A 1125-nucleotide genomic window follows, 5' to 3' on the forward strand; every position below is an offset into this window, starting at 1 on the left:
GATAGCAAGGCAATTCTTCCGATTAGCTTGTCATGCATGCGACATAACTTAGACAGAAGTCAAAAGGCTGTTTGGGGTTGTATGGTTAAGTGACGAAGCGTATACGGTGGATGCCTTGGCAGTTAGAGGCGATGAAGGACGTGTAAGTCTGCGAAAAGCTGTGGTGAGCCGACAAAATGCATTTGAGCCACAGATGTCCGAATGGGGAAACCCACCTGTTTACAGGTATCGTTACATGAATACATAGTGTAACGAGGCGAACGAGGGGAACTGAAACATCTAAGTACCCTTAGGAAAAGAAATCAATTGAGATTCCCCTAGTAGCGGCGAGCGAACGGGGAACAGCCCTTAAGCTGTATTGAATGTAGTGGAATCCTTTGGGAAGAGGAGCGATACAAGGTGATAGCCCTGTACACGACGCAATCTTTACAGTGAAATCGAGTAGGTCGGGACACGTGTTATCTTGACTGAATATGGGGGGACCATCCTCCAAGGCTAAATACTCCTAACTGACCGATAGTGAACCAGTACCGTGAGGGAAAGGCGAAAAGAACCCCTGTGAGGGGAGTGAAATAGAACCTGAAACCGTATACGTACAAGCAGTGGGAGCACCTTCGTGGTGTGACTGCGTACCTTTTGTATAATGGGTCAGCGACTTATATTTAGTAGCAAGGTTAAGTGAATAACGGAGCCGTAGCGAAAGCGAGTGTTAACTGCGCGTTGAGTTGCTAGGTATAGACCCGAAACCCGGTGATCTAGCCATGGGCAGGTTGAAGGTTGAGTAACATCAACTGGAGGACCGAACCGACTAACGTTGAAAAGTTAGCGGATGACTTGTGGCTGGGGGTGAAAGGCCAATCAAACCGGGAGATAGCTGGTTCTCCCCGAAATCTATTTAGGTAGAGCCTCGGACGAATTCCATTGGGGGTAGAGCACTGTTAAGGCTAGGGGGTCATCCCGACTTACCAACCCTTTGCAAACTCCGAATACCAATGAGAACTATCCGGGAGACACACGGCGGGTGCTAACGTCCGTCGTGGAGAGGGAAACAACCCAGACCGCCAGCTAAGGTCCCAAAATATTGCTAAGTGGGAAACGATGTGGGAAGGCACAGACAGCTAGGAG

The 1125-nt window shown here is 49.1% G+C and carries 1 rRNA gene; it reads left to right on the forward strand.

The features are described 5' to 3' along the window. Positions 1 to 83: 83 nt before the first annotated feature. A 23S ribosomal RNA gene (locus GVO63_RS19250) occupies positions 84 to 1125 on the forward strand; the annotation flags it as partial.

The organism is Alteromonas sp. KUL106 (assembly GCF_009811415.1).
GTDB lineage: Bacteria > Pseudomonadota > Gammaproteobacteria > Enterobacterales > Alteromonadaceae > Alteromonas.